The organism is Leclercia sp. 29361 (assembly GCF_011290365.1).
GTDB lineage: Bacteria > Pseudomonadota > Gammaproteobacteria > Enterobacterales > Enterobacteriaceae > Enterobacter > Enterobacter tamurae.
On the sequence record NZ_CP049786.1, the window covers coordinates 2933105 to 2944925 of the forward strand.

Genomic DNA, 11821 nt, shown 5'->3' on the forward strand with positions numbered 1-11821 from the left:
TCTGTGGTTGGATTGCGCCGAGCGTGGCGCGAAGAATTACAGGCATAAAAAAACCCGCACAGAGGCGGGTTTGATGTCGTGCAGGCGTAATATCCCACGATGGAAAGCATACAGGACAACTTTATGCAAAGTCAACGCTATCGTGCAATAAAATGTCGCTATTTGTTCCGATCACATTAATAAGCTGTAGCCTTCTCGAATTCCACAGCGGCTTGCCGCTCTCCCTGGCGCAGCGTGTCCGCCAGCATTTCATAGAATGGTTTCCAGTTTCGTGACCATGAGGACTGATGGAGATCCGGGAGACGCTTCAGAATGGCTCGGTGTGCCGTGGCAGAAGAGACAGCAGAGAAGCCATTACCAGAGCAGCGGCCACAGGTTTTAAACACCGGAGCCCCCTTTTCCTTCGTCGCGGCACGGTCGAGCACCTCGCCTTTACCTCCGCAGCGGCAACGGGCATGGATCACCCTCTTACCTCCGCAGGTACCGCATGTACGTTTTACCGACTCACGCTTGATCTTCGGGGCTACAACTTCAGCACCGTCTGCATCGAAAATCCCCGGGTGCTTGATTACATCCTCGAGCTGGGACGTAAAACCGGTACCGCTGCAGCTGCTGCACGCCGCGCTGGTGGCCGCCGAACGGGAATAATCAGCAAAGGCAAATTGCGCCAGTACCTGCATGCACCAACCGAACTCACCACCAGCTGCTTTACGCACGTTCTTTGGAGCGGAATCCATCGCATAACGGGCCAGCGCCTGAACCGCGAGCTGCTCATCTGTTTTACTGATCCCGGCCTTCCCGAAGAACGCCGCCAGGCCGAAACGTGCACGGCTGCTGGTGGTGCCGATGGCCGCCATGACATCAGTACCTGTGAGGCGATCCGGAGAGGTTCCTTTTACGTTGTCGCTGATATGCATTCCCTGAGGACTAAAATGTTTAAGTGCTGCTTCCAGTTTCATGCGGCCACCTGCTGTTTTTTATAGAAAACCATTTCACGAACCTGATCGCCGTTCATGAGCATGTCGTTAAAATCCCCATTATCCGGCCAGTAGATACTGACCTTTTCGAGGTCGTTTTTTGCCATCAAATTGGCATGAGCACATTCCATAGCAGCCGCTAAACCGGTAGCACTGTTGACGTCACGGTCTGCAAAAATGATGAAGTTCTTCACGCCAGCTGGCACACGGAATTTCTTCATGAATCCGCTGGTCATGGTTGCCCAGGTGTTGACCCCGTAAAGCTGGTGCGCTGACAGGGCTGTTTCGATGCCCTCGGCGATGCCCAGCGTGGTGGAAACGGGGAACATACGGATCGCCACCGAACGGGCGTGATCCAGGTAACTTTCTTCCTGAAGTGATTTTTGACGCTTCGCCCCTGATGAATCTTTCAACTGAGCCTTCCGGTTTCCGTCCAGCAAGGTTCTGTGCAGATAGCAAAGCTCGCCCTTGTCATCTGTTGCGAGTGAATACAGGCTCTGGAAAACCTTACCGCCGTAGCGCTCATGGTCGTTGAATCTGATAGCGTCCTGCGGAAGCTGGTAGACACCACGGGAGCTGAGATACTCAGCGCCGGATGTGCCGCGCAGCGGTGCAAGCTTCGAAAACTTACTGATCACCCTTTTGCGCAGGCTGCCAGCGTTACTGGTGACCGGTATTTTTTCCCGAGCAAAGGTATTGCCGATCAGCTCGTCGATTTCACGGCAGATCTCATTGAAGGGTTTGCCCTGGGTTTGCGTAACCAGTTTTAATCCATCACCGCTGCCGCAGGTACAGATCCAGGTGCCGGCACCGTCACGATCATCGATACGGAACTTACCAATTGAGTCACATAGCGGGCATTTGCCTTTGAAGTGGTTTTTGCCGGTGATCGGCGGAAGCCCATAATGTTCAAAAATCATGGCCCACTGGCCTTTAGCCGCTGCTGCCGTCTTCATGCTTGTTTCCCTAACTGCTGCCTGATTTCGTTAATCGTGTTATGCGCGTGGCGAATACGCGAAGTCGCAGGTTCTGCTGCTACATCCTGCTGGCGTTTAGCCTTCCCTTTCACAAAGGCGATCTGTTTGTGCCTGATGAAGTTCGAAACCGTAGGGGTGATGTCCATCGGGTAGTCGCTCAGGCCGTTGGGCCACTCTCCGAAGCGATCATGAAAAGTGTGCTTACACCACCCATCGCTTACCGGCTTTTTTCCCAGAGATTCACGCTGACGCTGGTAAAACTTGATCTGGCTCCACCAGGCCTGTTTCTCGGCATTTGTGGGCTGGCGCTGCTCGGTACCCAGCTTTTTGAGCTTGCGCCCGGTGTCTGTATCAATATCTTCACCGGCCAGCGGCTTGTGACCGCATTTCGGGCAGACGTAGACGCCAGCTGGTTTCATGTAATGGCATTGCGAGCACTCGTGTGGCAGCTTCTCTTCGCGTTCTTCAGCTGCGCGGCGCGCGCTTTCTTCCATACCATCTGATTTGCCGGGCAGATCGTCATACTCGATGGAATCCGGATAACCCAGGCGGTGTACGGTGCCGCTGTGATCGAAGATGAGGCAGGACTCTTTGCCCGGCGCGGTGCGCAGACCGCGGCCCAGCGCCTGCAGCCAGCGGATTTCGCTTTTGGTTGGCCTGGCGTAAATGATGCAGCGAACGTCGCTGTCGAACCCGGCCACCAGGACGCCCACGCTGACGATGATTTTGGTAGCGCCGGTTTCAAAGCGATGAATGATGGTCTGACGATCCTCCACAGGAGTGTCGGCGGTCATAACCTCGGCGTTAACACCAGCCTGGTTAAACCGGATAGTCAGGAAATTGGCGTGGGCTACGTTCACGCAGAACGCGATTGTCGGCAGATCCCGGCCATGCTCCAGCCAGTTCTGGACGATATCGCCCACCAGCGTAGAGCCGCACATAATCTCGGCCAGCTGCGTCTCGTTGTAATCGCTGCCGAACTCCAGTGATGGGGCCGATTTTACGCCTTTAAGATCCGGCTTAGTGGGCGCGTAGAACTCGTATTTGCTCAGGTCCCCGCGCTGGATCAGCTCGCCGATGGTGGTAGGTTTAATAAGCCGGTCATAGTATTTGCCCAGGAACGGTGAAAACGGCGTACCTGACAGGCCAATCACTTTCACGCCTTTAGCGCGCAGACGTTCGATATCCTGCAGGATGCGTTTTTTACGCAGGTGCGCTTCGTCGATAATCAGCAGATCGATGTTGTCAGGGAACACGCGGCGAATAAGCGTATCAGCGCTGGCAATCTGGATTTTCAGAGACGGATCGTAGTTCGGATGATCCGCCCAGATATAGCCAATTTCATCACCCGGCAGGCCATATTCAACAAAGCGATTAGCCGTCTGACCGATCAGGATGGTGTATGGCGCGCAGAACAGAACGCGCATGCCGCGCCTGACAAACCCGGCGACAATGAAAGCGGCCAGCCCCGTTTTGCCGCTGCCGGTAGGCGAGTACACCATGAAGGTGTCGTTTGCCTTCCAGTCCCGGCGCAACATGTTAAGCGCGCGCTCCTGTGCAAAATTCGGTGTGATCGTCAGCTGCATTGTGCTGCCCCCGCGGTGATGAGATAATAATTTTGTGATGTGGTTTTCATGGATTTCCCCTCACATGGCTGGCGGCCTCCCCAAAGGTTGCCAGCCTCCCTTCTGAATCAGCTCCCCTGAAATTCACTCTTCCAGGAAGAACCTTCCTCGTTTCTCTGCGCCTTCAGCTTTCGTACTACCTTGCTGATACGGCCGCTTTTTTTTGGTTCAGCCCTTAAGACTGAGATCTACCTAACCAATGGATCTCGCCTGTTGGAAAAGGCCCTATTCCTACCCCTACACCCAATCCCCCCCTTACCCCCCTTTCCCTCTTCCCCATAAAAACGTACTACTTCCCTAGTACATATGAGGATTTGGGTCAGTTGGTTGCCGACCTGAACAGGCACCTTTAAGCCTGCTTCTGTTCGGGTACCCTTAAACCCGAAATAATCAAGAACGCGCTTGCGTTCCAGCCAGGGGCGGTTCGGCGGTATACCCCTGTAATGCCCTGCCGTGATTCTTCACGAACAGGCGAAGCCGTGTGTTTGCTTCGTGCCTTGCCCGATTCTCCTTGCGGTATGAAACTGGCTCAGCTTCAAACGTTTCCTGATACACAGCTGCATAGCGCTGAGTGGCTTTTTGCCGTACTGCTGACGTAAGAGTTGATAGCTGCTGCTTAATCCACTCTGTGTCTGCCTGGCTATAACTCCCTGGCAGATCTACCTGCTCAAAATCAGGTGACATTTCATTAATCGTCGCTAGGACGCGGGAATAAATCCGGCAGATCTGGTCGTATTTGATATGCAGCAACCTGGCCATCTGCAGCAGCTACAATCTTCAAAACATGCTCAGCTTTGACTTTTTTCCCGTGACGCCATTTCCAAACCGTAGCCTGAGAGACGCCGCAAAGTTTGGCCAGCGCCCCCTGGCTACCGGCACGCCGAATGGCTATGTCGATTGGCTCTGAAATCATAATACCCCCTTAGTAATTAAATATTACTTTAGCGATTATGATAATTACAAGCAAGCCATCTAATTACTTTTTGACTTAAAAGGCCGTTTAGGCTAAGTTTTTAACAACTTATGGAGTAATTAGAATGAACAAAAACACATACTCAGATCGATTAACCGAAGCCATGAAGGAAGCCGGCTTCACCCAGGCATCCCTTGCGAAAGCAGTTGGTATGTCTCAATCCAGTATATGGAAACTCACTTCAGGCGCGGCGATTGGCTCCCGTAAAACGGTTGAGATCTCACGAGTATTAGGAGTTAGGCCAGAATGGCTCTCTGCCGGGGAAGGACCGAAATATTTAGCAGGTCTGGTAGAGTCGGGGCATTACCCACCTCCTAAATCTGCCAAAGATACCTACCGGGTTGACGTTCTCGATGTGCAGGCTAGCGCCGGGCCCGGAACTTTTGTGTCCTCAGAATTTATCGAAACGATAAGGGCTATAGAGTACACCGAGGAGCAGGCAAGGCTTATGTTTGGTAATCGACCAGCTCATGCAATCAAAGTCATTACAGTCAACGGCGATAGCATGGAAGGGACCATAGACCCAGGGGACTTCGTTTTCGTCGATACATCGATCAGTCACTTTGAAGGTGATGGGATCTACGTCTTTATTTTTGGTAAGACGATTCATATCAAGCGATTACAGATGCTTAAAACCAGCTTGATTGTATTGTCGGACAACAAACTTTATAACTCTTGGGAGATTGAAGAGAGTGATGAAGGCCAGTTCCACATACTGGGCAAGGTTCTAATCAAACAATCAGCAGCATTCAAACGCTTCGGGTAATTTACCCGTCACTTCTCCGGCCGCTTACGCGGCCTTTTTTATGCTTCAAACTCAATAAACTACAAAAGCGATTATTAAAAAATTACTTTAGTGGTTGACACCTTGCTTTAACCAGGCCATTCTAATTACGACTTAAGTGATTAACGGTTAAACATGAGGTAGACCATATGGCCACTAAAAGCTTTATTCAGCTCGTAGACATTCCTGATTTCCGGTTTACTAAACAAGAACCAGACATTAACTATGGCGATATTGCATTGGATTGCGATTCCAAAACCATTTCCATTCTGCATGCCATTCGATTTATTAGCGATTCTATTTTTAATTTATCTGAATGTGCACAGATTGAGAATGAAAAGATTCGCAGTCTTTCCGGTGTTATTTCCGATTTGGCGGATTTAACAATTGCAACTAATAAAATTTCACAAGCAGCTTCGTATCTTTCTGGCGTTAAGGATGGAAAAAATGGTGCATGAAATTTCATTAGAGCAGGTAACTGAGCGGGCGCATCAAGCAGAAATTATTTGCCGGATGATGGAGTCTTATCCCGACCGTATAGCTGATTCCGAAGTGATAGCTATTGCCTCGCTGCTGCGCAGACTCACAGGTGATGTATGTGCCTGGTTGATTGAAGAGCAGGCTGTTAAAGTCAAAAACAAATAACCATCCCTTTAATTTAATTTGGAATAAATACAGCTTAATCGCTGGGGAATATTACATCCTTTTAATGGGTTTTTATTATGATGAATAAATCCGCTTATAAAACAGCACAATTAATGCGTAGCGCCGGATATTGGCACATCGCTAATCTTTTTCTAAAGAAAGCATATGGGAGATAAATTGTGTCTATGCAGAAACGACAAGATATCCAAAATGTGAATGTTAAAGCTGAACAGTTAAATGCTCTCATGCAAACTATCCACGCCCATCACAAAGATTTTGATAGCTACCAGCTCGATGGCCTTTTAGGTCTGGCTTATGACCTCGCTGGCTCTGTTTATTCATGGACCGAGACAGAGGAGAAAATTGTACTGGCGAATGAAGGCGCGCAAAGAAGGATTATTTAGATGGATAAATTAATCGAAACATATCGGCGTCGAATTCTTAAAGCAGCATTACTCCGCCACCTCCGTAAGACAGGCAGCAATTGCATCATTATTAATCAGCCCAAAGGCGAAATAAAAACAATCGAATTAACAGAGATTCTTCTCGATGGCCTATTGAGCCGATTTGAAAAACAGGCTGTGAGCGAGTTCGGGAATATTGAAGGGGTTAAGGCGGTCAGGGGAATTTATAGCAATGCCGTAGACGTGAACGGCCGCGGCGAGTTCCTGACGGAAAGCGGCAAAGAGTTAATTGACGATCTCATTGCAGAGCTGGTCGATTTTGCCAAAAAGCATAAACCAGCAGTAGCGGAGGGTAAGCATGTTAAGTCAGCAAAACTTTAACCCGGGTTGCCGCCCGGTTCTGAATATCGATCTGCATGTTCTGCCTAACTTCACTGGCCGCGTCGTTCTCTACATCGAAAACGGGCAGGTGAAGTGTGATCGGCGGCTATCTCCCGACGAGCACATTTGCGCTTTGGACACGTTTATTGAAATGGCTCGCGACATGGAGCTGCGGCTCGCGGAGGTGAAAAGTGACGCTGACTGCAATTCGAATTCCTGAGTGGGTTCACCTCAAAGCGGCTCACGTCCTGCGCCAGTTCAGAGCGAGGAGGATTCACCCCTGCCGCATGATCGGCTCCGGGAATCTGAGCCTGAGGGTTAATCACCGCTGGCGGCTACTTTCACGCGATGGCGGCAAGAGCTGGGAAGTAATGAGCCATGAAACCTATAACCGGGAGAAAGATAAATGACCGACCTTGAAAAAGAAAACGTGAAGCAGCTTGTTGCTCGCCTGAAGGAAATCCAGAAGCAATCCGACGTAACGATTCCTGGTTGGATGCTTGACGAAAACCGCTATGGCAAAGGCTCCCTTACTTTAGAAGAGCAGCATGAGTGGGCTCAAACCGTCGTCCAGTCCATGCGCGGTACGGTCGCCCTTCTTTATCTCATCAACTGCGAAAACCGCTGGGGACTCCGTAACGGGCAATACCAGTTTAAAACCGAGGAGTTTACTTTCGGCTTAACCCGGGAACTTATTGAAAATCTGCTGATTAAGCATGTGGAGTGCGCACTGATCGAGCACAAGCCTGAGGAACGCTATCTGGCGGTTTACCAGTTCTACTACGCCAACGATCAGCGCCTGAAAGAAGTCGGTCATTCGTGGTTCGCAGAGTTTCTCGACGAGATATTTGTAGATCTCGCTGCCCAGTTGCGCGCCGGTAAAAAAATGCTAGCCAACCACGTTTTGCATTAAGGAGCAATGAAGATGGCAATGAAAGCAGAATTAGCACCAGTAGCGGCCCGTGACCTGCAGATCATCGAGTATCGCGGTCAGCGAGTTGTGACCACTGAACAGCTGGCGGCCGGGTACGGTACTGATATCGTCAACATCAAGATGAACTATTCGCGCAACGCCGCCCGCTTTGCAGAAGGAAAACATTTCTTCAAAGTCACAGGGGAAGAGTTAGCTAATTTGCGAGTGACTTTTAGTTACCTGCAAATTTCCAACAAAACCCGTTCTCTTATGTTGTGGACAGAACGCGGCGCGGCCAACCACGCGAAAATGCTGGAGACGGATCAGGCGTGGGGGTACCACGAGGACCTGGTGGAATTCTACTTTACGCAGCGTTGCACCATCGCTTCACCGGCAACACCGCTGACACTTAGCCGTAAAGAACTGGCGCTGATGGTCATTGAAGCCGAAGAACGCGCCGAAGCCGCTGCACTGGAAACCAGGACCCTCAGCGCCACTGTTGAAAGTCTGGAGAAGCACTTCACCAAAGGCATGACGATCCCGGCATTCTGCAAGGCGCTGAGCGGCGTCAACATCAACAAAATGATGTGGTGGGCGTCCGAGCGTGGCTGGGTGTTTAACGAGCAACGCGACCCAGAGAAGGATCCACGCTGGCGCGTCGCCTCATATGCCCGCGACAAATATCTGACGGAAGACCAGACGCAGATCACCCCGCACGGCAAGGATGCTTTCACGAAGTTTACGCCAGTACTGCTGGAGAAAGGCTGCCACCGCCTGTATCAGCTGTACATGAAAGGTGAGCTGCCAATGAAAAAGACCTGGAATGGCGCGTACCTCCACGACAAAGCGATTTATACCCCGGAGGGACGCTAGCATGAATAAGCAATTCCGGTATCCCGCTGGCTCACTGGAGGAAGCCCACCAGCAAGCTCTGACATGGTTATCTGATGCCTACTTGTTCCATCTGGTCAGCCTGCATCGTCGCCCGGTATATCGCCACCAGTACGGTGATATTTCGCTAGACCAGCCGTCACTTAAGGGCTTTATCGACTCGTATCTGGAAGAAAAGGGCTGGGATTTAGATCGCCGCCGCGCACATTACATCAACATGCTCGACCTTATCCGTTATATGGGTCGAAAGAATTCGGACTTCATTGACTGGGGAACCGTGCCATCACTAACGCCCCGCGGATTGTGCTGGATGAACGCCTGTTTCTCGAGGTTGGGAGAAATGGTCAACAGCTGCGGTGGTTGGGAAAACTGCGTCGAGAAAAAAATGGAGGGTACTAATGCGTGATACTGCCGATGTCGTTTGGCTGGTCCCGAATGATTGGGTGAGCGAAAAGGTGCTGATCGCGGTCACCGGGCTTAAGCCCGGAACCATCCTCCGGGCCAGAAAAGAGTGCTGGATGGTCGGGCGGGAATACGTGCACGTTTCTCCGGACGGAAACCCGAAGCCATCCAGCGAGTGCATGTATAACCGGAAAGCGGTTGATGCATGGGTCGCCTCGATGAAAAACAAACAGCCTGGGTGATTTGATGCCATGAAAAAGGTAATCTCATATCGCTCTTGGGCGTCTGGAGGAGTTCATGGATAAAGTCACATATCCAACAGGCGTCGAAAACCACGGTGGCACATTGCGCATCTGGTTTAATTTTAAAGGTAAGCGTGTCAGGGAAAGTCTCGGTGTCCCTGACACCGCTAAGAACAGGAAGATCGCCGGGGAACTGCGGACGTCGGTATGTTTTGCCATCCGTACAGGCACATTTGAGTATGCGGCACAGTTTCCGGATTCCCCTAACCTCAAGACTTTTGGGGTGGGTAAAAAAGAAATTACAGTGTCAGAGCTTGCAGAAAAGTGGCTGGATCTGAAGAGGATGGAAATCTGCGCGAACGCACTCAACCGTTATGAGTCAGTCGCAAGGAACGTGGTGCCCAGGATCGGGGGAAATCGGCTTGTGTCGGCGGTGACCAAAGAGGAACTGCTGTATATCAGGAAAGATTTGCTGACCGGTCACCAGACGCCAGTGAAGGGAAAGGCTCCGGCGAAGGGACGAAGTGTTGTCACCGTGAATTATTACATGACAACCATTGCCGGAATGTTTCAGTTTGCCGCAGATCACGGCTACGTAGAGGCAAACCCGTTCGAGGGGATGAAGCCTCTTAAAAAAGCCAGGGCAGAGCCAGATCCGCTAACTCGTGACGAATTTATTCGCCTGATCGATGCATGCCGGCATCAGCAGACGAAAAACCTGTGGTCACTTGCAGTTTACACAGGGGTACGTCACGGGGAGCTGACCTCCCTGGCCTGGGAGGATATCGATCTTGAAGCTGGAACAATAACAATCAGGCGTAATTATACAAAACTGGGCGAATTCACTCTACCGAAAACTGAGGCGAGTACAAACAGGGTCATACACCTTATCCAGCCCGCGATCAGCGTCCTGAGGAATCAGGCGGAAATGACCAGGCTTGGAAAGCAGCATCACATTGATGTGCAGCTGCGCGAGTACGGCAGAACGGAGAGCCACGACTGTACATTTGTCTTCAACCCTCAACTGGTCAGAAGATGTCAGCATGTCGGGTTCATCTACAAAGTCGACTCGATAGGTGATTTGTGGGATGCAGCGGAGAAGCGAGCAGGGATAAGGCACAGGAAAGCTTATCAGTCGCGTCACACGTACGCGTGCTGGTCACTGTCAGCTGGCGCTAACCCCAGCTTCATTGCCAGCCAGATGGGCCATGCGAGCGCCCAGATGGTCTTCAATGTGTACGGGGCGTGGATGGCTGACAGCAGCAGTGAGCAGATCGCGATGCTGAATCAGAGGCTTGCGAGTTTTGCCCCACAGATGCCCCAAAGCCTGCAAAGCAGCACCAGAGCATTATTGAAATCAGTAAGTTAAATACGAATGCCCGACATGTTAACTGTGTGGAGGGCAACACGACGCTGTACGCCCTGCCGAAGGCCGACGTGGTGGCGCGCTGGCGGGAGCAGACCAGCGATGACTTTCGCTTCTGCTTTAAATTCCCGGCCACCATTTCCCATCAGGCCGCGCTGCGCAACTGCGACGATCTTACCGAAGAGTTTTTCACCCGGCTGTCGCCGCTGGCGAACCGCATCGGCCAGTACTGGGTTCAGCTTCCTGCCACCTTTGGGCCCCGCGATCTGCCCGCGCTATGGCAGTTTCTCGACGCCCTGCCCCGGGAATTTACCTACGGCGTGGAAGTTCGTCATCCTGAGTTCTTTATGAAAGGCGAGGCGGAGCAAGCGCTCAACCGCGGTCTGCATGAGCGCGGCGTCAATCGAACCATCCTCGACAGCCGTCCGGTGCACGCCGCCATCCCGCACAACGAGGCGATCATCGATGCCCAGCGCAAAAAACCGAAGGTGCCGGTACATGCGGTGATGACTGCCAGCAATCCGATGGTGCGCTTTATCGGCAGCGACAATATGGTGCAAAACCAGGCGCTGTTTGCCGTCTGGCTGCAAACCCTGGCGAAGTGGGAGCAGGCCGGTACGCCTTATCTTTTTTTACACACTCCCGATATTGCTCATGCGCCTGAACTGGTCGATGCTCTCTGGCAAGCCTTGCGGGACGTGGCGCCGTCGATGGGTGACGCCCCTAACATTCCGCAACAATCTTCTCTTTTCTGATCCCAGCCCCTATCATAGAAGTGCCATCTGCCAAAAAACAGGGAGTTTGTATGGTTTGCGCGCTGTATGCGGTGCTGGGTGCGTTGCTGTTAATTAAGTTTTCGTTCGATGTTGCGCGCCTGCGGATGTTATACCGCGTCTCTTATGGCGACGGTGGGTTTTCGGAGCTGCAAACCGCGATCCGCATTCATGGCAATGCGGTGGAATACATTCCGGCTGCCCTGATTTTGCTGTTGTTTATGGAAATGAACGGCGCTGAGACCTGGATGTTGCATGTCTGCGGCCTGCTGCTGATCCTTGGGCGCCTGATGCACTACTACGGCCTTCATCAACGCCTGTTCCGCTGGCGCCGCTCCGGCATGAGCGCCACCTGGTGTTCGCTTGTGCTAATGGTGCTGGCTAACCTGTGGTATATGCCGTGGGAGTTGGTTTTCTCATTGCATTAGCGCACAATACGCCCCTTTATTTTTCCCGGATTTTTACGTT

General features: G+C 51.7%; 18 protein-coding genes. 13 read left to right on the forward strand and 5 right to left on the reverse strand.

Annotated elements, in window-relative coordinates; translation table 11 throughout:
* Positions 1 to 176: 176 nt before the first annotated feature.
* The 5 genes from G7090_RS14045 to G7090_RS14060 all read right to left on the reverse strand — a co-directional run bounded on the left by G7090_RS14045 (position 177) and on the right by G7090_RS14060 (position 4492).
* Positions 177 to 959: an antitermination protein gene (locus G7090_RS14045; RefSeq protein ID WP_166182824.1), complete on the reverse strand. Its 783-nt coding sequence runs from the start codon at positions 957 to 959 to the stop codon at positions 177 to 179.
* On the reverse strand, positions 956 to 1933 hold the full coding sequence (locus tag G7090_RS14050; RefSeq protein ID WP_156654787.1) for a toprim domain-containing protein: 978 nt from the start codon (positions 1931 to 1933) through the stop codon (positions 956 to 958). Before G7090_RS14050 ends, G7090_RS14045 begins: the two co-directional genes overlap by 4 nt.
* Entirely contained in the window at positions 1930 to 3540 is a 1611-nt protein-coding gene (locus G7090_RS14055) for a DEAD/DEAH box helicase (RefSeq protein ID WP_166182825.1), read from the reverse strand. The genes G7090_RS14050 and G7090_RS14055 overlap by 4 nt, the downstream gene beginning before the upstream one ends.
* A gap of 429 nt (positions 3541 to 3969) precedes the next feature.
* Positions 3970 to 4263 (reverse strand): hypothetical protein, encoded by a 294-nt coding sequence (locus tag G7090_RS23795; protein WP_242685325.1) that lies wholly within the window; start codon positions 4261 to 4263, stop codon positions 3970 to 3972.
* A gap of 4 nt (positions 4264 to 4267) precedes the next feature.
* Positions 4268 to 4492 (reverse strand): YdaS family helix-turn-helix protein, encoded by a 225-nt coding sequence (locus G7090_RS14060; RefSeq protein ID WP_166182826.1) that lies wholly within the window; start codon positions 4490 to 4492, stop codon positions 4268 to 4270.
* A gap of 124 nt (positions 4493 to 4616) precedes the next feature.
* Between G7090_RS14060 and G7090_RS14065 the strand changes: the two genes are divergently transcribed.
* The 13 genes from G7090_RS14065 to G7090_RS14130 all read left to right on the forward strand — a co-directional run bounded on the left by G7090_RS14065 (position 4617) and on the right by G7090_RS14130 (position 11781).
* Positions 4617 to 5318 (forward strand): helix-turn-helix transcriptional regulator, encoded by a 702-nt coding sequence (locus tag G7090_RS14065; protein WP_166182827.1) that lies wholly within the window; start codon positions 4617 to 4619, stop codon positions 5316 to 5318.
* Positions 5319 to 5485: 167 nt separating this feature from the next.
* The gene (locus G7090_RS14070) at positions 5486 to 5794 is read left to right on the forward strand and encodes a hypothetical protein (protein ID WP_166182828.1); all 309 of its coding nucleotides are present in this window, start codon (positions 5486 to 5488) and stop codon (positions 5792 to 5794) included.
* Complete coding sequence (locus G7090_RS14075; protein WP_166185350.1) at positions 5784 to 5981, forward strand: hypothetical protein; 198 nt, start codon at positions 5784 to 5786, stop codon at positions 5979 to 5981. The genes G7090_RS14070 and G7090_RS14075 overlap by 11 nt, the downstream gene beginning before the upstream one ends.
* Before the next feature lie 185 nt (positions 5982 to 6166).
* On the forward strand, positions 6167 to 6385 hold the full coding sequence (locus G7090_RS14080; protein WP_242685384.1) for a hypothetical protein: 219 nt from the start codon (positions 6167 to 6169) through the stop codon (positions 6383 to 6385).
* Positions 6386 to 6766, forward strand: a complete 381-nt coding sequence (locus G7090_RS14085) for a hypothetical protein (RefSeq protein WP_166182830.1) — start codon at positions 6386 to 6388, stop codon at positions 6764 to 6766.
* The gene (locus G7090_RS14090) at positions 6744 to 6986 is read left to right on the forward strand and encodes a hypothetical protein (protein ID WP_166182831.1); all 243 of its coding nucleotides are present in this window, start codon (positions 6744 to 6746) and stop codon (positions 6984 to 6986) included. The genes G7090_RS14085 and G7090_RS14090 overlap by 23 nt, the downstream gene beginning before the upstream one ends.
* Positions 6987 to 7172: 186 nt before the next feature.
* The gene (locus G7090_RS14100) at positions 7173 to 7679 is read left to right on the forward strand and encodes a hypothetical protein (RefSeq protein ID WP_166182832.1); all 507 of its coding nucleotides are present in this window, start codon (positions 7173 to 7175) and stop codon (positions 7677 to 7679) included.
* A gap of 12 nt (positions 7680 to 7691) precedes the next feature.
* A complete protein-coding gene (locus tag G7090_RS14105; protein WP_166182833.1) occupies positions 7692 to 8552 on the forward strand; it encodes an ORF6N domain-containing protein in 861 nt (286 codons plus the stop codon).
* Position 8553: 1 nt separating this feature from the next.
* A complete protein-coding gene (locus G7090_RS14110; RefSeq protein WP_166182834.1) occupies positions 8554 to 8976 on the forward strand; it encodes a hypothetical protein in 423 nt (140 codons plus the stop codon).
* Positions 8969 to 9214: an excisionase family protein gene (locus G7090_RS14115; protein ID WP_166182835.1), complete on the forward strand. Its 246-nt coding sequence runs from the start codon at positions 8969 to 8971 to the stop codon at positions 9212 to 9214. Before G7090_RS14110 ends, G7090_RS14115 begins: the two co-directional genes overlap by 8 nt.
* A 55-nt stretch (positions 9215 to 9269) precedes the next feature.
* Positions 9270 to 10583 (forward strand): site-specific integrase, encoded by a 1314-nt coding sequence (locus tag G7090_RS14120; protein WP_029591920.1) that lies wholly within the window; start codon positions 9270 to 9272, stop codon positions 10581 to 10583.
* A complete protein-coding gene (locus G7090_RS14125; protein WP_166185353.1) occupies positions 10562 to 11335 on the forward strand; it encodes a DUF72 domain-containing protein in 774 nt (257 codons plus the stop codon). Before G7090_RS14120 ends, G7090_RS14125 begins: the two co-directional genes overlap by 22 nt.
* A gap of 50 nt (positions 11336 to 11385) precedes the next feature.
* The gene (locus G7090_RS14130; protein ID WP_106993335.1) at positions 11386 to 11781 is read left to right on the forward strand and encodes an MAPEG family protein; all 396 of its coding nucleotides are present in this window, start codon (positions 11386 to 11388) and stop codon (positions 11779 to 11781) included.
* The last annotated feature ends 40 nt before the right edge of the window (positions 11782 to 11821 follow it).